This window comes from Pseudomonas sp. TE3-3-F2023 (assembly GCF_036784815.1).
Classification (GTDB): domain Bacteria; phylum Pseudomonadota; class Gammaproteobacteria; order Pseudomonadales; family Pseudomonadaceae; genus Aquipseudomonas; species Aquipseudomonas pudica.
The window spans coordinates 223,851-243,023 of the sequence record NZ_CP145113.1; the positions used below are offsets into that span (position 1 = coordinate 223,851).

Sequence of the window (19,173 nt, forward strand, 5' to 3'; positions counted from 1 at the left end):
GTGATGCACCTGTGGGAGCGGGTCTACCCGCGAAGAGGCCGGCACAGCCAACACACCTTGAGACTCTTGCACCATGGTCTGACCATGAATTTCTCGTCACCCAGCCACTTGAGAAACGATTTCGTTTACCATTGTTTCCAAATATGTAGCCGTAAGCGAGGAAGTACCCGCATGACGATCCGCCCGCAACCGCTGATGCGTACTTTGGCCGCCGCCGTGCTGAGCCTGGCCATCGGCGCTCCGGCCGCCATGGCAGACGCACCGGTCACCCTGACCATGTACAACGGTCAGCACAAGGAAATCGGCGAGGCCATCGCCAAGGCCTACGAGGCCAAGACCGGCATCCACATAAATATTCGCAAGGGCAGCAGCAACCAGCTGGCCAGCCAGATCATCGAGGAAGGCGAACGCTCGCCGGCCGACATCATCTATACCGAAGAGTCCCCGCCCCTGAACAACCTCGGCGAACTGGGCCTGCTGGCAAAGATCGACGACGCCACCGCGAACATGATGCCCAAGGAGTACGTTGGCACCAACGGCACCTGGATGGGCATTACCGCCCGTACGCGTATCGTCGTGTTCAACCCGAAGAAGGTCGACGAGAAAGACCTGCCGACCACAGTGATGGACTTCGCCAACCCCGAGTGGGAAGGTCGCGTCGGCTATGTACCCACCAGCGGCGCCTTCCAGGAGCAGGCCGTGGCTATCCTGAAGATGCACGGGCGAGAAGCCACCGAAGAATGGCTGACCGGCCTGAAGGCATTCGGCAAGACCTACACCAACAACATGGTCGCCCTCAAAGCCGTGGAAAAGGGCGAAGTCGCTGCGGTACTGGTGAACAACTATTACTGGTATGCGCTTGAGCGCGAGCGCGGCAAGCTGGACACCAAGCTCTACTACCTGGCCGATGGCGATGCCGGCAACCTGGTCACCATTTCCGGCGCAGCCGTGGTCAAGGCCAGCAAGCACCCGAAGGAAGCCCAGGCCCTGCTCAACTGGATGGCCAGCGAAGAAGGCCAGCGCGTGATCACCCAGACCACCGCCGAGTACCCGCTGCACAAAGGCATGGTCTCGGACCGTGGCCTGAAGCCGTTCGAAGACCTGCGCCCGCCGAAGATCTCACCAGCCGACCTGGGCAATGCAGAGGAAGCGATCGAGCTTGAGCGCGAGGTCGGCCTGCTCTGATGACTGCCGCCCTGTCCGAGCCGGTGCCAGTACGCTTCGTACCGCGCCGCAAGCGCCCCTCCGTCTGGGTGGTGCTGCCTGTGCTGTTCCTGGTAGCGATGAGCTTGCTGCCTTTGCTGTACGTTGCCATGAAAGCCTGGGAGGCCGGCTGGCGAGAAGCCATGCACCTGCTGTGGCGGCCGTTTGTCTGGGGACTGATGCGCAACACCCTGATGCTGATGGTCGGGGTGACGCTGACCTGCATGGTGGTCGGCCTGGCCCTGGCTTGGCTGCTGGAGCGCAGCAACCTGGCCGGCCGTCGGCTATGGGGAGTGGTGCTATGCCTGCCGTTTGCCGTGCCGTCGTTCGTCAGCAGCTTCACCTGGGTGTCGCTGAGTTCTGACTTCGAAGGGCTGGGCGGAGCGATCATGGTCATGGCCCTGTCCAAGTACCCGCTGGTGTTCCTGCCGGTGGCCGCAACCCTGCGCAACCTCGATACCTCGCTGGAGGAATCGGCACGTACGCTGGGTTGCAGCCGCTGGGAAGTATTCATCAAGGTCACCCTGCCGCTGCTGTGGCCATCGATGCTGGGCGGCGCGCTGCTGATCGCCCTGCACATGCTGGTGGAATTCGGCGCCCTGTCGATCCTCGGCCTGCAAACCTTCACCACGGCTATCTACCAGCAGTTCGAACTGGAGTTCAGCAATGCCAACGCGGCCATGCTGTCCGCCGTACTGTTGGCGATGTGCCTTTTGATGCTGTGGCTTGAACTGCGGGTACGTGGCAAGGCCCGCCATGTGCGCATCGGCCAGGGCGTGGCGCGTCGGGCGCAACCAGTGCGGCTACGTGGCTGGGCTGTGCTGGCGCAACTGTTCTGCGTGGGCCTGGCGGTGCTGGGCAGCGGTATTCCGCTGGCCATGCTCGGCTACTGGCTGAGCGTGGGTTCATCGGCGGCATTCCCGGTGGCAGCCATTTCCAAGGCGTTGTTCACCTCGCTGTCGGTGTCGCTGGGTGGTGCCGGTTTCTGCGTGCTGATGGCCCTGCCTATCAGCTTCCTGGTGGTGCGCTACAAGGGCCGCCTGGCAATCTGGGCCGAGCGCCTGCCATACCTTTTGCATGCCCTGCCCGGCCTGGTGATTGCCCTGACCCTGGTGTTCTTCGCCCTGCATTACGTGCCGGCGCTATACCAGACCACAGCACTGTTGCTGCTGGCCTATGCGCTGCTGTTCCTGCCGCTGGCGCAGTCGCCGGTGCGCACCGCGCTGAACAAGGCTTCACCTACACTGGAGGAAGCGGCGCGGACCTTGGGCGCGGGCAGCTTTGCCGCGTTCTGCCGGGTGACCCTGCCGATCATCTTCCCAGCCATGGCTGCAGCATTTGCCCTGGTGTTCCTGGATGCCATGAAGGAACTGACAGCTACCTTGCTGCTCAGCCCGACCGGAATGACCACCCTGGCCACCGAGGTGTGGGCGCACACGGCCAACGTCGAGTTCGCGGCGGCAGCGCCTTATGCGGCGTTGCTGATCGTGGTGTCGGGGCTGCCCGTATACCTGCTGACTACGCGGATGTATCTGAACAAGGCATAACCTTCTTCGCCGGCTTGCCGGCGATGAAGCCATCAGATGTTTCGCAGCATGCGCCGCACAATCGGCCCATGCGCCTTGCCGACAGGCAGCATGTAGAGGCGGCCGAAGCGGTTGAAGCACTGTACCGAGGTGGTCACGCTCAAACGCTGCTGGCCATCCCTCGGCTCATCCAGATCCATGCTCACCATCACCGCCAGGTGCGTGTCACGCGAGGTCAGGACCAATTGATGGTCGCTGATTGCCTCGACCAGGAAAAAGTCCAGATGCTCACCCACTACCGGCAAACGTTCGGGGCTGCGCGATGAGAAACCGTGGATAGCAGTGACATTGAAGCGGCGCGAGATGAAATCGCGCAGGCGAAAGGCCTTGGCCAGCCAGCCTGGGACGTCCGAAGTCATGGTGCAGTAGGCCTGGAGAGCGGTCATGGGCGCGTTGACATGCACGCTGTCGCAATGGAGAAAATCCAGGGCGGCCGGGGCGGCGACCAGTTGAGCTGACATGAACAACTCCGTTTGCCATGTGTCGTTGCCATCTTAGCAACACTGCACCGCCAAAACTCGATGGCCTTGCACAATTGCAGAAGCTTGCACTTGCCCTGTGGGAGCGGGTTAACCCGCGAACACCGGCGGAGCCGGTGCCATGCCGCGTCGTCTTCTTCACGGGTGAACCCGCTCCCACAGGGATTGCGATTCGCTTGCGAATTTCTATGCCCTGAATTGGCCCAGGCTGGCACGCAGCTGTGCGGCCAGGTCATCCAGCACCTTGCTGCTTGCGGTGGTCTGCATCACCACCTCGGCCGAGCGTTCGGCCTGGGCGTGTATGGTTTCCACCCGCCCACGCACCGCCTGCGCCCCGCTCGCCTGCTGCTCGGCCGCCCGGGTGGCCAGGCCGATGGCTGCGTGCACCTGCTCCACCGCTGCCTGCACCGACTGTTGGCGGCGCTCGTTGTCACGCAACACCAGCAGCCCTTCGCTGGCCTTGAGACCGGCCTGGCTGATGGTGGCCACGGCCTCCTTGGCCCCCTTCTGCAGCGCGGCGATGTGCGCCTGGATATCTCCCGTAGAACTTTGCGTCTTGCTCGCCAGCGCCCGCACCTCATCGGCCACCACGGCAAACCCGCGCCCGGTTTCGCCAGCACGGGCGGCTTCGATGGCCGCGTTTAGGGCCAGCAGGTTGGTCTGTTCGGCGATGCCGTGGATAACGGTCAGCACCACTTCGATCTGCTCGCTCTGCTTGGCCAGGCGCTCGATCACCTGGGAGCCGGCCTCCACCTGCCCGGCCAGGTTCTCGATCAAACCGGCGAGCTGAGTCGAGGTACGGCTGTTCTCGTCAGTAGCCTGGCGGATATCCACCACCTGCTGCAGGGCCGCCTGCATGGCATGGCTTTCAGCCTGGGCCTCATCGGCCATGCTCGACAGATCGCGCAGGCTGGCCGCCACTTCATCGCGTTGCAGTGCAGCGGCAGCATCGGCGCCGGCATTGCGCTGGGCCATCGCGCCAATCTCCACGCCGGTGCGCTGCGCCACCTCGCCCGCCTCGCGCACGATGGGTTGCAGCTTGTCGACAAAGCGGTTAACCGCCGAAGCCATGTCGCCAATTTCGTCGCGGCTGTCGAGGGGCACGCGCTTGGTCAGGTCGCCTTCGCCAGCCGCCAGGTCGTCGAGCGCGGCAATCAGCAGGCGCAGCTTGCTCAGCACCCGGCGACCAAGCACCACGGCCACCACCACCAGCACACCCAGGCCGACCAGCATCAGGCCCAGCCCGATGCGCCAGCGCAGTTCGGCAGCAGCATCACGCACAGTCTGTGCGGTATTGGCCTGCATCGCGGCTGCGCTGCCCTGCGCCTTTTCCAGGCGCTCGCGCAAGGTCTTGCCACTGTCGGCAGCAGCACCGACCAGACTGTCGCCGACCAGTTGCTCGCCGCTGGCGATCAGTGCGGCGAAGCGCTGGTCCAGGGCCTTTAGCTCCTGATCGATACCGGCGGTGGAAACGCCCATCACCACCTTGCCGATTTCTGCACCATTGGGGTTGATCGAGGCCTCGACGAAGTACACCGCCGGGTCGCGCCGGGCCGCGTCGATCACCTTGTCCAGCGCACGCTCGCCCTGGCCCTTGTCCATCAATGCCTGGTTGATCGGGTTTTGCCGGTTCAGGTAGCGGGTCAGGTGCTGGCCCTGGGCGTCGTCGTAGACCACGAACAGCACGTTGGGGTTGCGCTGGGCACGCCGGGCGAAGTCAGAGAGCACCGGCACATCGTTGTCCCAGATCGCCCGCGGTGCGACCGACGCCAGCAGCTCGGCCATATCGTTGGCGGAGTCCTTGAGGTTCTTTTCCAGCGTGCTGCGCAGTTGCTGTTGCTCGCTTTGCAGGCGCGCCGACAAACCTGCGCTCAGCCGCTGGCGGGTGCTGCTGGAGAGGCTGTCGAGGCCTGAGCGCACATCTTGCCCGGCTTGCTCCAGCTCGCTGGCGAGCTGCCGGCTGTCATTGCCCAGGCGTTCACCCAAGTCGGCCTCCAAGGCGGTGACCGTGCTTCGGGTAAGCGCAACGGCGACCAGCACCTGCACCAAAAGAGCGATACCAAGGGCAACAAACACAGGCCGCAAAAGGCGGCTTCGTAACAGTGAGAGGATGGCAGACACGGTGTAACCCTCGTGTTTTCTGGCGCCACTATTTTGATGGCATCTTCAGAAACTTCTTACAGCAAGGGTTGTGCCGAGGGCAGCAGGGATAAACGCCAAGGTTCAGCAATGAGTTTTCCTGTACTGACCTCTTCGCGGGCTTGCCCGCTCCCACAGGTACTCCACATGTCTTGAGGCCTGTGGTGTACCTGTGGGAGCTGGCTTGCCGGCGATAGGGCCGGGACAGGCATACCCCACAAATGAAAACGCCGCAGCCCCTTTCAGGGCCACGGCGTCAGATCAGCCTGTATGGCGGATCAGGCGAACGGATGACGCAGCACGATAGTCTCGTTGCGGTCCGGACCGGTGGAGATGATGTCGATCGGCGCGCCGATCAGCTCTTCGATGCGCTTGATGTAGGCGCGAGCGTTGGCTGGCAGTTCTTCCAGGGCTTTCACGCCCAGGGTCGACTCGCTCCAGCCTGGCATCTCTTCGTACACCGGCTCCAGGCCGATGTAGCTGTCGGCGTCGGAAGGCGCGTCGATGACGGCACCGTTCTCGTTCTTGTAGCCAACGCAGATGTTGATGGTTTCCAGGCCATCCAGGACGTCCAGCTTGGTCAGGCAGATGCCCGAGATGCTGTTGACGTCGATGGCGCGACGCAGGATCACGGCATCGAACCAGCCGCAACGGCGCGCGCGGCCGGTGGTGGAGCCGAACTCATGGCCACGCTTGGCCAGGGTAGCGCCAGTCTCGTCGAACAGTTCGGTCGGGAACGGACCGGAACCTACACGAGTGGTGTAGGCCTTGGTGATACCCAGGATGTAGTCCAGGTACATCGGGCCAACGCCAGAACCGGTGGAGATACCGCCAGCGGTGGTGTTGGAGCTGGTGACGTACGGGTAGGTGCCGTGGTCGATGTCCAGCAGCGAGCCCTGGGCACCTTCGAACATGATGTCCTTGCCGGCGCGACGCAGGTTGTGCAGCTCGGCGGTGACGTCGAGCATCATCGGCTTGAGCTGCTCGGCGTAGGCCATGCATTCGTCCAGGGTCTGCTGGAAGTCGATGGCCGGCTCTTTGTAATAGTTCACCAGCTGGAAGTTGTGGTAATCCAGCAGTTCACCCAGCTTGGCGGCGAAACGCTCGCGGTGGAACAGGTCACCCACGCGCAGGCCGCGGCGTGCGACCTTGTCTTCGTAAGCTGGGCCGATACCACGACCAGTGGTGCCGATCTTGGCTTCGCCACGAGCTTTTTCGCGGGCCTGGTCCAGGGCAACGTGGTACGACAGGATCAGCGGCGCAGCCGGGCTGATGCGCAGGCGCTCGCGCACCGGTACGCCCTTCTCTTCCAGCTTGGTGATTTCACGCATCAGGGCATCCGGGGCAACGACCACACCGTTGCCGATCAGGCACTGTACGCCTTCACGCAGGATGCCGGACGGAATCAGGTGCAGAACGGTCTTTTCACCGTTGATCACCAGGGTGTGACCCGCGTTGTGGCCACCCTGGTAGCGCACTACGGCGGCAGCATGTTCGGTCAGCAGATCGACGATCTTGCCTTTGCCCTCATCACCCCACTGGGTGCCCAGGACGACGACATTCTTACCCATTACATTGGTCCTCATTCACGCAAACTTGGTTGCCGGCCTACTGCCGGCGCAGAAACTCACTGGGCCAGCGGCAGAACCTGCCAGCGCCCGTCTTGCTGAATCAATTGCCGATCACAATCCGCCTCGAGAGCAGCACTCAACGGCTGGCCAGGCAGGGCCTGGACCACACGCTGGCCCTCGTTGCGCAACTGGCAGACTTGCTGCCAGAGGGCCGCGTCGCCACTGTCCGGCATCCAGATGCCGCCAGTTGGCAATACGACCTCCGCTCGCCCCAGTGTGACCAGGGTCTTCAAATCCGTGGAGAAACCAGTGGCCGGGCGTGCCCGGCCAAAGTCGGCGCCGATGTCGTCATAGCGCCCGCCCTGGGCGATCGATTGACCTTCGCCCGGCACGAACACGGCGAACACCACGCCAGTGTGATAGTGGTAACCGCGCAGCTCGCCGAGGTCGAAGTACAGCGGCAGGTCCGGGAAGCGCGACGCCAGGCGATCGGCGATCGCCAGCAGGTCGTCCAGCGCCGCCAGCACACTGGCCGGGGCACGGCCCAGGCGCACGCGGGCTTCGGCCAGCACTTCGCGGCCACCGCACAGCTCGACCAGCGCGCGCAGCATGTTGCCCAGGTCCTTCGGCAGGTCGGCGGTCAGCACCTGAACTTCATCCACGGCCTTGCGCTGCAGGGCGTCGAACAGCTGTTGCTCGACCGCGCCGGACAGGCCGGCAGCACGAGCCAGGCCGCGGTAGATACCGACGTGGCCCAGGTCCATGTGCACATCTGGCACATCGGTAAGTTGCAGCGTGGCGAGCATCAGGCTGATGACTTCGACATCGCTGGTGGGGCTGGCATCGCCATACAGCTCGGCACCCAGCTGGATCGGGCTGCGCGAGGTGGACAGGGCACGCGGCTGGGCGTGCAGCACGCTGCCGGCATAGCACAGGCGGCTCGGGCCTTCACGACGCAGGGTGTGGGCATCGATGCGCGCCACCTGCGGGGTGAAGTCGGCGCGGAAGCCCATCAGGCGGCCCGACTGCGGGTCCACTACCTTGAAGGTGCGCTGATCCAGGTCCTGGCCGGCGCCGGTGAGCAGCGACTCCAGGTACTCGATATGCGGGGTGACGACCAGTTCGTAGCCCCAACTCTGGAACAGGTCCAACACCTGGCGGCGCGCGATTTCGATGCGCGCAGCCTCAGGTGGCAGTACTTCCTCGATGCCATCTGGCAGCAGCCAGCGGTCTACCGTTGCCATTACGCCATTTCCCCTCTGGTCCGGGCGGCTTGCCAGCAGGCGAGCCGTCAGTAAAGCCGGTATCGCGCACAGCAGCGGGCAGCACTGATCCCAGCGCAGCCACCGTACCCGACACCCTCGAATTGCCTTGCGACCTGACCAAACCGTCAACTGGCGGTTTGCCAATCAACCATGCAGACGCAAAAAAGCCGGGAAATTTCCCGGCTGCCTCATCATACACCCCTTTTCATTCAGGATGCACCCCGCCTGGTGTTTTAGCTGCCAGGCGGGGCGCCGCTGCATGAGAATCAGGGCTTGAGCATCACGGCCTGCTCTTGTCCAGGAAGCGGAAGAACTCGTTCTTCGGGTCCAGGACCAGCACGTCGCTCTTGCTCGAGAAGCTCTCGCGGTACGCCTGCAGGCTACGGTAGAACGCGTAGAAATCAGGGTCCTGAGTGTAGGCCTTGGCGTAGATGGCGGCCGCCTGGGCGTCACCGTCACCGCGGGTTTCCTCTGCTTCGCGATAGGCCTCAGCCAGCAATACGCGGCGCTGACGGTCAGCATCGGCACGGATACCTTCAGCCAGCTCGTTACCCTTGGCGCGGTGCTCGCGGGCTTCACGCTCACGCTCGGTGCTCATGCGATCAAACACGCTGCGGTTGACTTCCTTCGGCAAGTCGATGGCCTTGACGCGCACATCGACCACCTCGATACCCAGCTCTTTGGCGGCCATGCGGTTCAGCGAAGCAGTGATGTCAGCCATCAGCGCGTCACGTTCACCGGAAACCACTTCGTGCAGGGTACGTTTACCGAACTGGTCACGCAGGCCACTTTCCAGACGACGCGACAGACGCTCGTCGGCGATCTGCTTCATGCCGGACGTGGCGGTGTAGAAGCGTTCGGCGTCCTTGACGCGCCACTTGGCGTACGCGTCGACCATCACCGCTTTCTTCTCCAGGGTCAGGAACCGCTGGGTCGGGGCGTCGAGGGTCATCAGGCGGGCGTCGAACTTGCGCACCTGGTTCACGTACGGAATCTTCACGTGCATGCCCGGCTGTACATCCGCCTGGACTACCTTACCGAAGCGCAGCAATACCGCACGCTCGGTCTGGGACACGATGTAGAAGCTGTTCCAGGCCACGATGGCCAGGACAACGGCGGCGATCAGGGCGATCAGCGATCTGTTGCTCATCAGCGGCTCTCCCTAGTGCGCAGCGGCTGCTGTTGCTGTTGCAGGTCCTGCGCCGCACGGGCGGCCGCATCGTTGACCGATGGCGACACGCCAGTGGTCGGCGCGGACGGGTTGCGGCTGCCTTCGACCATCTTGTCCAGCGGCAGGTAGAGCAGGTTGTTCTGCCCGTCCTTGGTTGCCACCATGACCTTGCTCGAATTGCTGTAGACCTCTTGCATGGTTTCCAGGTACAGGCGCTGACGGGTCACGTCAGGTGCCTTGCGGTACTCGGCGACCAGCTTGGTGAAGCGGTCGGCTTCACCCTTGGCACGGGCGATGACTTCGTCGCGGTAACCGTTGGCGTCCTCGATGATGCGCTGGGCCTGACCACGGGCTTCCGGCACCACGCCATTGGCGTAGGACTCGGCCTGGTTGCGGGCACGCTGCTCATCTTCGCGGGCACGGATCACGTCGTCGAAGGCTTCCTGCACTTCACGCGGGGCTGCCGCGCTCTGGACGTTGACCTGGGTAACAGTGATACCGGTACGGTAGGTGTCGAGGAAGCGCTGCAGGCGTTCGCGGATATCCACGGCCATCTGCTCGCGACCTTCGGTGAGCACCTGGTCCATCGAGGTGGAACCCACCACGTGGCGCAGGGCACTTTCGGTCGCGTGCTGCAGGCTGACCTCAGGCTGGTCGACGTTGAGCACGAAGTCCTGCAGGTTGCTGATCTTGTACTGGACGGTCAGCGGCACCTCGACGATGTTCTCGTCTTCGGTCAGCATCTGGCCCTGCTTGGTGTAGGCACGCTCGCGCGTAACGTTCTCCATGTACTTGCGATCAATTGGCGGGAAGTAGATGTTCAGGCCGGGACCGACCGTCTCATAGTACTTGCCGAAGCGCAGCACCACGGCCTGCTCCTGCTCGTCGACCACGTACACGGCGCTGTACAGCCAGATTGCAGCCAGCACCGCCAGGCCGATGCCCAGCAGGCCCAGGCCACCGCCCTTGCCGACATTGCGGTCACCGCCGCCACGTTTCTTGCCGCTGCCGAACATGCCGTTCAGGCTGTCCTGCAATTTGCGGAAGGCCTCGTCCAGGTCCGGTGGACCTTTCTTGTCACCACCGCCGCCACCGCCATTACGGCGACCGCCCCAGGGATCCTGATTGTTCGAGTTGCCACCCGGCTCGTTCCAAGCCATAGCGCTCTCCATCTGATAAAGCAAAGACGCGCCCACGGCGCGCCGTCCAATGCTACAGAATGCCTGTCACTGCTGCCCGGCGACCTCGACGAGCATTTATTGCAAAGTGTGTTGCTCGACAAACACTTGCGGCTCCATGCCTTCGCGGCTGACCAGGCGATTCAGTTCGACCATGGGCAGTCGCACGCTCAGCAGGCTGCGCCCTTCTTCATCATGCTCTTCACTCTGCACGGCACCCAGGGCAAAGAATTGCGCGCGCAAGCGGGCAAAACGCTGCTCCAGACACAGGGTACCGACAAACAGATCATCCCCCAGCAACTCGGCAATCGCCTGGCCGACCAGCTCCAGGCCACGCCCATCGCGTGCCGATACCCAGACCCGTTCCGGCTTGCCATCGGCATTACGCTGGATCTGCGGCTCGACATCTTCGAGCAAGTCGAGTTTGTTATACACCTCGAGGATCGGCAACCCTTCGGCACCAATCTCGCCCAACACCGCCAGCACCTGCTCGATCTGCTCCATGCGCTCCGGCTCATGGGCGTCGATCACATGCAGCAACAAGTCGGAGTTGCTCGACTCTTCGAGCGTAGCCCGAAATGCCTCGACCAGCTTGTGCGGCAGGTGGCGAATGAAGCCCACGGTATCGGCAAGCACGATCGGCCCCAGGTCGTTCAGTTCGAGCCGGCGCAGGGTCGGGTCGAGAGTGGCGAACAGCTGGTCCGCGGCATACACCTCGGATTCGGTCAGGGCGTTGAACAGCGTGGACTTGCCGGCGTTTGTATAACCAACCAGCGATACCGACGGGATGTCCGCACGCTTGCGCCCGCGGCGTGCCTGCTCGCGCTGGCTGCGCACCTTCTCCAGGCGTGACTTGATCTGGCGAATGCGCACCCGCAACAGGCGGCGGTCGGTTTCCAGCTGGGTTTCACCCGGGCCACGCAGGCCGATACCACCCTTCTGTCGCTCAAGGTGGGTCCAGCCGCGCACCAGCCGCGTGCTCATGTGCTCGAGCTGGGCCAGTTCGACCTGCAGCTTGCCTTCATGGGTACGCGCCCGTTGGGCGAAGATATCGAGGATCAGCCCGGTACGGTCGAGCACACGACACTCGAACACACGCTCGAGGTTGCGCTCCTGACTGGGCGTGAGGGTGTGATTGAAAATCACCAGGTCTACCTGTTCGGCATGGACTAGGTCGTGCAACTCTTCGACCTTGCCACTGCCAATCAGGTATTTGGCGGAAGGCTGATGCCTTGCCACCGTGACCAGCGAGACGATGTCGGCACCGGCCGACAATGCCAGCTCCTGAAACTCCTGCGGGTCTTCGCGCGCCTCAGGGTTCTGACCTTCCAAGTGAACGAGCAACGCCCGCTCACCACCACCGTGGCGCTCAAAGAACAATGCAGGCTCCTATCAGGCGTTGCCTGGCTCGCTGTCGCCGTGTTCGGAATCGGACGGGCTTGGCAGACGAACCGGACGGGCAGGAACCACGGTCGAGATGGCGTGCTTGTAGACCATCTGGCTGACGGTGTTCTTCAGCAGTACCACGAACTGGTCGAAGGACTCGATCGAACCCTGCAGTTTGATGCCGTTGACCAAGTAGATGGATACCGGGACCTTTTCTTTTCTCAAGGTGTTCAAGTAAGGGTCTTGTAGCGAATGCCCTTTTGACATATGCCGCACTCCTGTAAGGATAAATAATAGAAAATCAAGAAAATCGATAAATTAGGCCGCCCCTTCGCAAGAATAGACGGCAATCAGCAGGGACTCAGCTCAATATGGAGATGGCCCCAAGGTATTTCAAGGTGCGGGACAGATTGTCGCAGGCCAGGCTGTCAAGCCAGTGTACTTCAGGCCAGCCACGCAACCAGGTGAACTGCCGCTTGGCCAGTTGCCTGGTGGCAATGATACCGCGTTCACGCATCTCATTCTCAGTCAGCTTGCCGTCCAGGTAATCCCAGACCTGCCGATACCCCACTGCCCGTATAGACGGCAGCCCGGCGTGCAAGTCACTTCTGGCTCGCAGCGATCGGACCTCATCGACGAAGCCCTGTTCCAGCATCTGTGAAAATCGTAACGCAATTCGCTGATGCAAAATGTGACGATCTGTAGGAGCAATCGCCAAACTCGCGACAGTATAGGGCAAATGTCCGCCAGCGCCTGCGTCTGCGCCGCGACTTTCCGCGAATTGACGTTGTCGATGTGCCGTCATGCTCTCGCCACTCACCCGGTACACCTCCAGTGCTCGGATCAACCGCTGCGGGTCGTTGGGGTGGATACGCGCCGCCGACTCTGGGTCAACCTCGGCCAATTGCCGGTGCAACTCGGCCAGGCCCAGCGCTTCGGCCTGGGCTTCCAGCTCGGCACGCACCACGGCATCGGCCGCCGGCATGTCGGCCAAGCCATCGATCAACGCCTTGTAATAGAGCATGGTGCCGCCCACCAGCAACGGGACCTTGCCGCGCGCGGTGATCTCGGCCATGGCCTCCAGGGCATCAGCACGGAACTGCGCAGCCGAATAGCTCTCGGCCGGGTCGCGAATGTCGATCAGCCGGTGCGGGTGAGCGGCGAGGATTTCTTTCGACGGCTTGGCCGAACCGATGTCCATGCCGCGGTAGACCAGCGCAGAATCGACGCTGATCAGCTCGCACGGCAGTACTTTGGTCAGTTCGATGGCAAGGTCGGTCTTGCCGGCCGCTGTCGGGCCCATCAGGAATATTGCAGGGGGCTTGCCGCTCATTTCATCGACCGCGCAGGAAGAGTTTGTCCAGGTCGTCCAGGCCCATCTGGGTCCAGGTGGGGCGACCATGGTTGCACTGGCCGCTGCGCTCGGTGTTTTCCATGTCACGCAGCAGGGCGTTCATCTCGGGGATCGCCAGACGCCGATTGGCGCGCACGGCGCCGTGGCAGGCCATGGTGCCGAGCAGCTCGTTGAGGTGCGCCTGGATACGGTCGCTGGTGCCGTATTCCATCAGGTCGGCGAGTACATCCTGCACCAGGCGGTTGGCCTCGGCCTGCTTGAGCAAAGCCGGGATCTGGCGGATGGCCAGGGTCTCGGGGCCCAGGCGCTGCAGTTCGAAGCCCAACCGCTGGAACCACTGCGCGTGCTCTTCGGCGCAGTCCGCTTCACGCTGGCTCAGGGCCAGGGTCTCGGGAACCAGCAGCGGCTGCCCGCTGAGGCCTTCGCTGGCCATGGCCACCTTCAGGCGCTCGTACATGATGCGCTCGTGTGCGGCATGCATGTCTACCAGCACCAGGCCGATGGCGTTCTCGGCCAGGATGTAGATGCCCTTGAGCTGCGCCAGCGCGTAGCCCAGCGGGGGAATGTCACCCTGGCTTTCAGGCAGCGCCGTTGTCGGCGCCGCGCCTTCATCCAGCGGCTTGTAAAATTCGCGATACACCGCCTGTGCCTCGGCGGCCGGCAGCGGTTGCGAGGGGCGCGGGGTGTACTGGTACTGGTAACCCGAGCCACCGCCGCCACTGGTAAACGACTGCTGCAGGGCACGCGGCTGCTCGAGCACTGGCGAGGCCAGGCGCATTTCGCCCTGGGGGCCGAATTCACCGGCCTGCTGGCCCGTGGGGCGGACCACTTCGGGCACGGCAGCAGGCGCTGCCAACTGGTCTTCCGGGCGCACATCGGCCAGGGCGCGATGCAGGGTGCCATACAGGAAGTCGTGCACCGAGCGCCCCTCGCGGAAACGCACTTCGTGCTTGGTCGGGTGCACGTTGACGTCTACGCCGTTGGGCTCCAGCTCAAGGAACAGCACGAAGGTCGGGTGCCGGCCATTGAACAGCACGTCGCGATAAGCCTGGCGCACGGCGTGGGCGACCAGCTTGTCGCGCACCGCACGGCCGTTGACGAAGAAATACTGCAGGTCTGCCTGGCTGCGCGAGAAAGTCGGCAGGCCGACCCAGCCCCACAGGCGCAGGCCATTGCGCTCCACATCAATCGGCAGCGCCTGCTCCATGAAGCCCGGGCCGCATATGGCGCCCACCCGCCGCGCTCGGGCGGTCTCATCGTGGGCCTCGTGCAGGCTGAGGATGCTCTTGCCGTTGTGACGCAGGTGGAAGCCGACATCGAAGCGCGCCAGCGCAAGACGCCGTATCACTTCCTGCAGGTGATCGAATTCGGTTTTCTCGGCCTTGAGGAACTTGCGCCGGGCCGGGGTATTGAAGAACAGGTCGCGCACTTCCACCGAAGTACCCACCGGGTGTGCCGCCGGCTGCACCCGCGGGGTCATGTCGCGGCCTTCGGTTTCCACCTGCCAGGCCTCGGTAGCGCTGGCGGTCCGCGAGGTCAGGGTCAGGCGCGCCACCGAGCTGATCGAGGCCAGGGCCTCACCACGGAAGCCCAGGCTCAACACCCCTTCCAGGTCTTCCAGCTCGCGGATCTTGCTGGTGGCGTGACGGGCCAGGGCCAGCGGCAGGTCGTCGGCGGAAATGCCGCTGCCATCGTCACGCACCCGCAGCAGCTTGACGCCGCCCTGCTCCACTTCCACGTCTATACGCCGGGCGCCGGAGTCCAGGCTGTTCTCCAGCAACTCCTTGGCGACAGAGGCCGGCCGCTCGACAACCTCGCCGGCGGCTATCTGGTTGGCCAGCCGCGGGCTGAGCAGCTGGATGCGCGAACCGCCACTCATTGCGAGGCCAACGTGGTAGCGGGGATATCGAGGCGCTGGCCGACCTTCAGCTCATCGGTCTTGAGGCTGTTGGTGCTGCGCAGGCTGGTCACGCTGACCTGGTAGCGCACGGCAAGCATCGCCAGCGTCTCGCCAGGGCGCACCGTGTGCTCACGCGGGCCAGCGGCAATCTTGCCGGTGTCGCGCAGCCAGGCGATGTAGGTGCCAGGCGGCGGATTCTGCTGGAAGTACTGGCGCACACCAGTGTGGATCGAACGGGCCAGGGCCTGCTGATGGCTTGCGGTGGCCAGCTTGGCGGCTTCGTTGTTGTTCGAGATGAACCCGGTTTCAACGAGGATCGACGGAATATCCGGCGACTTCAGCACCATGAAGCCGGCCTGTTCCACCCGCTGCTTGTGCAGCGAGGTGATGCGCCCCATGTTGCCCAGCACCTTCTGCCCGACATTGAGGCTGGAGCTGAGCGTGGCGGTCATCGACAGGTCCAGCAGCACGCCGGCCAGCATGCGGTCCTTGTCGTCGAGGCTGACGTTACCGGCACCACCGATCAGGTCGGAACGGTTTTCCGTGTCAGCCAGCCAGCGCGCTGTCTCGGAGGTAGCGCCGCGGTCGGACAGGGCGAACACCGAGGCACCAAAGGCAGCACGGGACGGCGCGGCGTCGGCGTGGATAGAGATGAACAGGTCGGCGCCCTTCTTGCGGGCGATTTCCGTACGTTTGCGCAGCGGGATGAAGTAGTCGCCGGTACGTGTCAGCTCGGCCCGGAAACCTTTTTCGCTGTTGATCTGGCGCTGCAGTTCCTTGGCGATCTGCAGCACGATGTCTTTTTCATGTTGGCCACGCGAGCCGGACGCACCCGGGTCTTCGCCGCCGTGACCGGCGTCGATGGCAACCACGATGTCACGCTTGCCGTTGGGAACCGGCGGCAGCTTGATGGCAGGCTGGGCCGGGGTCACCGGCACTGCTGGCGTGGTTGCGGGCGTTGGTGCCGGAGTCGGGGCCGGAGCCGGCGCGCTGGCAGCGATGGCGTCAGCTTCCTGGTCGTAGAGGTCGACCACCAGTCGGTTACCGTACTGGGCGTTGGGCGCCAGGGTGAAGCTTTTTGGGGTGACCGACTTTTTCAGGTCGACCACCACGCGCAGGTCGGTCGGGGTGCGCTGAGCCGAACGCACGCTGCTGATCGGCGTATTGGAGGTAGCCACGTTCAGTGGCGCGGCCAAGGTCGCACCATTGATGTCGATAACCAGACGATCAGGTGCGCTCAGGGTGAATACGCTGTGCTGCACGGGACCAGACAGGTCGAAGACCAGCCGCGTGTTGTCCGGCGCGCGCCACAGGCGCATGCTCTTGACTTGAGTGACGGCCAGAGCGTCAACGGTCACCGTTGTCAGCAGCAGCCCAACGATGGCGACCAGTGCGCGTATGCGCATACCTACCCCACTTACTGTTTATAGTGTTTGGCCAGTGCCACGCACCAAGCCTCGCCGCGAGCCCCCTGCGGCGAAAGGATCAGCGAGCGTCCGCCCGCTTGGGGGCTTATGGTAATGGTCAGGTCGGGCTTTGGCAAAACGCCCGCACCCTTTTGTGGCCACTCGAACAGGCACAGCGGGTCGCCCTCGAAATAGTCACGAATGCCCATGAACTCCAGCTCTTCCGGATCGACCAGGCGATACAGGTCGAAATGGAACGCCCGCACCTCACCGATCTCGTAAGGCTCGACCACGGTGAAGGTCGGGCTTTTCACTGCACCAGTATGGCCCAGACCACGAATCAGGCCACGCGACAGCGTGGTTTTGCCCGCGCCCAGGTCACCTTCCAGAAAAATCACGCCGTGACCGCCGGTCACCTCGGCCAGTTGTGCGCCAAATTTGACCGTGGCCGCTTCATCGGCCAGAAACAGGTTTAAGCCAGACACGCAGAATGCTCCTCCAACAACTCACGAATGACCGGCGCCAGATCACTGGCCGCCAGGCCTCTACCTTTTACGCCCAGACGCTCGCCGGCACAGGCGTGCAGCCATACCCCCAGCCCTGCGGCATGCCAGGCATCCAGGCCTTGGGCCAGCAGAGCCGCCAGCACGCCGGTCAGCACATCGCCAAGGCCAGCACCGGCCATGGCCGGGTGACCGCGTTCGCACAGCAGCAGCTGCCCGGCCGGGTCGGCTACCAGAGTGCCGGCCCCCTTGAGCACGCAGACGCTGTTGTAACGGCGCGCCAGCTTGCGTGCGGCGCCCGCGCGGTCCGCCTGCACAGCCTCGGTGGAAATGCCCAGCAGCCGCGCCGCCTCCCCAGGGTGCGGGGTAAGGATGCTGCCACTGGGCAGCGCCAACGGGGTGCGCGCCAGCAAGTTAAGGGCATCGGCGTCCCACACCTGCGGGCGCTCGGCATTGGCCACCGCCGACAGCAGGCTGCGGCCCCAGGCTGCCTGGCCCAGGCCGGGACCGACAACCAGCACCGAGGCGCGCTCCAGCACGCCCATCAGCTGGTTGGCCGAACTGGCGCCCAGGCACATGACCTCGGGCAGGCGCGCCAGGCTGGCAGTCACGTGTTCGGGCCGGGTCACCACGCTTACCAGCCCAGCGCCACAGCGCAGGGCGGCTTCGGCACTGAGCAGCACGGCGCCGCCGGTACCGAGGTCGCCACCGACCACCAGTACATGGCCGAAGTCGCCTTTATGGGCATGCGCAAGCCGTGCCGGCAGATGCGCGACAGTCACGCTGCTGAGCAATTGAGAGGTATGGCTGAGGTGTTTGGTCTGCGGCATGGGGTCAAAGGCTCCAATGTCTGGCAGAATTATACGCACCTGAGCCCGTATTGCCTTGCCCATCCATGTCCGCCTGTACGCCTGACCTCGCCCAACTGGCCCAATCGATCAAGATTTGGGGCCAAGAACTCGGTTTTGCCCATGTCGGCATCGCCGGGGTCGACCTTGGCGAACACGAACACCACCTGCAGCGCTGGCTCGACGCCGGCTACCAGGGCGAGATGGATTATCTGGGTGCTCACGGCAGCAAGCGCGCGCACCCAGAGCAACTGATCCCCGGCACGGTACGTGTGGTATCGCTGCGCATGGATTACCTGCCCGGCGACACGCAGATGGCCCAGCGCCTGGCTCAGCCGGAAAAAGCCTACGTGTCGCGCTACGCCCTGGGCCGGGATTACCACAAGCTGGTGCGCAAGCGCGTGCAGTTTTTGGCCGATCGCATTCAGGAAGCCATCGGCCCGTTCGGCTACCGCGCCTTCGTCGACAGCGCTCCGGTGCTGGAAAAGGCCCTGGCCGAGCAGGCCGGGCTGGGCTGGATCGGCAAGAATACCCTCCTGCTAAACCGCAAGGCGGGCAGCTACTTCTTCCTCGCCGAGCTGTTCGTCGACCTGCCGCTACCGGTTGATGAAGCCACCACCAGCGAACACTGCGGGCGCTGCCAGGCATGCCTGGACATCTGCCCGACCCAGGCCTTCGTCGGGCCGTATGTGCTGGATGCACGGCGCTGCATCTCCTACCTGACCATCGAACTGCGGGGGCCGATCCCTGTAGAGTTGCGCTCGAAGATGGGCAACCGGGTGTTCGGTTGCGATGACTGCCAGATCGTCTGCCCCTGGAACCGCTTTGCCAGGCACAGCCAGGAACAGGACTTCCAGCCACGGCACGGGCTGGAGAATGCCGAGTTGGCGGAGATGTTCCTGTGGGATGAAAGGACCTTCCTGCGCAAGACCGAAGGCGGGCCATTGCGCCGGGCCGGTTATGAGCGCTGGTTGCGCAACCTGGCGGTGGGGCTTGGCAATGCGCCATCGACGATCCCGGTGATCGAGGCGTTGAAGGCGCGGCGCGATGATGCATCGGAGCTGGTGAGGGAGCATGTGGAGTGGGCGCTGGCGCAGCACGGCGCTCGATAGCGACCCAGCCCCAGAGCTTGCGCCACCCTTGTGGGAGCGGGCGTGCCCGCGAATCGACAACGCGGTGGATGG

At 63.8% G+C, this 19,173-nt stretch carries 16 protein-coding genes; 3 read left to right on the forward strand and 13 right to left on the reverse strand.

Going from position 1 to position 19,173, the window contains the following annotated elements; translation table 11 throughout:
• Positions 1–171: 171 nt before the first annotated feature.
• Positions 172–1,185, forward strand: coding sequence for an extracellular solute-binding protein (locus V3314_RS01050; protein ID WP_046613312.1), 1,014 nt, complete (start codon positions 172–174; stop codon positions 1,183–1,185).
• A complete protein-coding gene (locus tag V3314_RS01055) occupies positions 1,185–2,750 on the forward strand; it encodes an iron ABC transporter permease (protein ID WP_085599714.1) in 1,566 nt (521 codons plus the stop codon). Before V3314_RS01050 ends, V3314_RS01055 begins: the two co-directional genes overlap by 1 nt.
• Positions 2,751–2,782: 32 nt before the next feature.
• Here V3314_RS01055 and V3314_RS01060 read toward each other — a convergent pair whose 3' ends face one another.
• The 13 genes from V3314_RS01060 to V3314_RS01120 form a co-directional block, all read right to left on the reverse strand.
• On the reverse strand, positions 2,783–3,250 hold the full coding sequence (locus V3314_RS01060; protein WP_046613316.1) for a DUF2867 domain-containing protein: 468 nt from the start codon (positions 3,248–3,250) through the stop codon (positions 2,783–2,785).
• Positions 3,251–3,454: 204 nt separating this feature from the next.
• Positions 3,455–5,389 carry a methyl-accepting chemotaxis protein gene (locus tag V3314_RS01065; protein ID WP_085587928.1) on the reverse strand — a complete coding sequence of 645 codons (1,935 nt, stop codon included), beginning with the start codon at positions 5,387–5,389 and terminating at the stop codon, positions 3,455–3,457.
• 296 nt (positions 5,390–5,685) lie between these two features.
• Positions 5,686–6,978 (reverse strand): adenylosuccinate synthase, encoded by a 1,293-nt coding sequence (locus tag V3314_RS01070; protein WP_046613320.1) that lies wholly within the window; start codon positions 6,976–6,978, stop codon positions 5,686–5,688.
• Between the two features lie 56 nt (positions 6,979–7,034).
• Positions 7,035–8,222, reverse strand: coding sequence for an ATP phosphoribosyltransferase regulatory subunit (locus V3314_RS01075; RefSeq protein ID WP_013974431.1), 1,188 nt, complete (start codon positions 8,220–8,222; stop codon positions 7,035–7,037).
• A 301-nt stretch (positions 8,223–8,523) separates the two neighbouring features.
• On the reverse strand, positions 8,524–9,393 hold the full coding sequence (gene hflC, locus V3314_RS01080) for a protease modulator HflC (protein WP_063911924.1): 870 nt from the start codon (positions 9,391–9,393) through the stop codon (positions 8,524–8,526).
• A complete protein-coding gene (gene hflK / locus V3314_RS01085; protein WP_063911925.1) occupies positions 9,393–10,574 on the reverse strand; it encodes an FtsH protease activity modulator HflK in 1,182 nt (393 codons plus the stop codon). The genes hflC and hflK overlap by 1 nt, the downstream gene beginning before the upstream one ends.
• A gap of 96 nt (positions 10,575–10,670) precedes the next feature.
• A complete protein-coding gene (hflX, locus tag V3314_RS01090; RefSeq protein WP_015272005.1) occupies positions 10,671–11,972 on the reverse strand; it encodes a ribosome rescue GTPase HflX in 1,302 nt (433 codons plus the stop codon).
• 12 nt (positions 11,973–11,984) lie between these two features.
• Positions 11,985–12,245, reverse strand: coding sequence for an RNA chaperone Hfq (gene hfq / locus V3314_RS01095; protein WP_003258160.1), 261 nt, complete (start codon positions 12,243–12,245; stop codon positions 11,985–11,987).
• A gap of 94 nt (positions 12,246–12,339) precedes the next feature.
• Positions 12,340–13,311: a tRNA (adenosine(37)-N6)-dimethylallyltransferase MiaA gene (miaA, locus tag V3314_RS01100; RefSeq protein ID WP_046613326.1), complete on the reverse strand. Its 972-nt coding sequence runs from the start codon at positions 13,309–13,311 to the stop codon at positions 12,340–12,342.
• Position 13,312: 1 nt separating this feature from the next.
• Entirely contained in the window at positions 13,313–15,211 is a 1,899-nt protein-coding gene (gene mutL, locus V3314_RS01105; protein WP_046613328.1) for a DNA mismatch repair endonuclease MutL, read from the reverse strand.
• Positions 15,208–16,638, reverse strand: coding sequence for an N-acetylmuramoyl-L-alanine amidase (locus V3314_RS01110; RefSeq protein ID WP_075046528.1), 1,431 nt, complete (start codon positions 16,636–16,638; stop codon positions 15,208–15,210). Before V3314_RS01110 ends, mutL begins: the two co-directional genes overlap by 4 nt.
• Positions 16,639–16,649: 11 nt before the next feature.
• Positions 16,650–17,123, reverse strand: a complete 474-nt coding sequence (gene tsaE, locus V3314_RS01115) for a tRNA (adenosine(37)-N6)-threonylcarbamoyltransferase complex ATPase subunit type 1 TsaE (protein ID WP_135001317.1) — start codon at positions 17,121–17,123, stop codon at positions 16,650–16,652.
• Positions 17,111–17,971 carry an NAD(P)H-hydrate dehydratase gene (locus V3314_RS01120; protein ID WP_046613333.1) on the reverse strand — a complete coding sequence of 287 codons (861 nt, stop codon included), beginning with the start codon at positions 17,969–17,971 and terminating at the stop codon, positions 17,111–17,113. Before V3314_RS01120 ends, tsaE begins: the two co-directional genes overlap by 13 nt.
• A 65-nt stretch (positions 17,972–18,036) precedes the next feature.
• On the opposite strand from V3314_RS01120, the gene queG reads away from it, so the two are divergent.
• Positions 18,037–19,101, forward strand: coding sequence for a tRNA epoxyqueuosine(34) reductase QueG (gene queG / locus V3314_RS01125; RefSeq protein WP_046613335.1), 1,065 nt, complete (start codon positions 18,037–18,039; stop codon positions 19,099–19,101).
• Positions 19,102–19,173 lie beyond the last annotated feature (72 nt).

Bases quoted from the DNA above. Each gene is read 5' to 3' on its own strand.
- V3314_RS01120 (WP_046613333.1), bottom strand. From the start codon at position 17,971: ATGCCGCAGACCAAACACCTCAGCCATACCTCTCAATTGCTCAGCAGC.
- queG (WP_046613335.1), top strand. From the start codon at position 18,037: ATGTCCGCCTGTACGCCTGACCTCGCCCAACTGGCCCAATCGATCAAG.
- V3314_RS01075 (WP_013974431.1), bottom strand. From the start codon at position 8,222: ATGGCAACGGTAGACCGCTGGCTGCTGCCAGATGGCATCGAGGAAGTA.
- hflK (WP_063911925.1), bottom strand. From the start codon at position 10,574: ATGGCTTGGAACGAGCCGGGTGGCAACTCGAACAATCAGGATCCCTGG.
- hfq (WP_003258160.1), bottom strand. From the start codon at position 12,245: ATGTCAAAAGGGCATTCGCTACAAGACCCTTACTTGAACACCTTGAGA.
- V3314_RS01110 (WP_075046528.1), bottom strand. From the start codon at position 16,638: ATGCGCATACGCGCACTGGTCGCCATCGTTGGGCTGCTGCTGACAACG.
- mutL (WP_046613328.1), bottom strand. From the start codon at position 15,211: ATGAGTGGCGGTTCGCGCATCCAGCTGCTCAGCCCGCGGCTGGCCAAC.
- V3314_RS01070 (WP_046613320.1), bottom strand. From the start codon at position 6,978: ATGGGTAAGAATGTCGTCGTCCTGGGCACCCAGTGGGGTGATGAGGGC.
- V3314_RS01055 (WP_085599714.1), top strand. From the start codon at position 1,185: ATGACTGCCGCCCTGTCCGAGCCGGTGCCAGTACGCTTCGTACCGCGC.
- hflC (WP_063911924.1), bottom strand. From the start codon at position 9,393: ATGAGCAACAGATCGCTGATCGCCCTGATCGCCGCCGTTGTCCTGGCC.
- V3314_RS01060 (WP_046613316.1), bottom strand. From the start codon at position 3,250: ATGTCAGCTCAACTGGTCGCCGCCCCGGCCGCCCTGGATTTTCTCCAT.
- V3314_RS01050 (WP_046613312.1), top strand. From the start codon at position 172: ATGACGATCCGCCCGCAACCGCTGATGCGTACTTTGGCCGCCGCCGTG.
- miaA (WP_046613326.1), bottom strand. From the start codon at position 13,311: ATGAGCGGCAAGCCCCCTGCAATATTCCTGATGGGCCCGACAGCGGCC.